Source organism: Flavobacterium silvaticum (assembly GCF_012911565.1).
GTDB lineage: Bacteria > Bacteroidota > Bacteroidia > Flavobacteriales > Flavobacteriaceae > Flavobacterium > Flavobacterium silvaticum.
Map to the genome: position 1 here is coordinate 1 of NZ_JAAMPU010000012.1, position 243 is coordinate 243.

The 243-nt window shown below is 57.2% G+C and carries 1 protein-coding gene; it reads left to right on the forward strand.

The annotated features are described in order from the left end of the window. On the forward strand, nucleotides 1-243 hold a 243-nt coding region (locus G6047_RS00030), incomplete at both ends, for a hypothetical protein (protein ID WP_211165337.1).

Sequence of the window (243 nt, forward strand, 5' to 3'; positions counted from 1 at the left end):
ACGGATTCGGATTCGGGTCTTTGGTCAGCGTGTGTGCCGTGAACGCCTCCACGCCTCCTGCGGGTTATTCATTGAACAATACCGACTGTGCGCCTTCCGATAACACCAAATGGCAATCGGCCACGTTGTATGTCGATGCCGATTTCGACGGATACACCAGCGGTGCCTCCACCGTGACCTGTTACGGGGCTGCGATCCCTGCCGGATACGTGGCAACGCTTACGGCCATCGACTGTAACGATG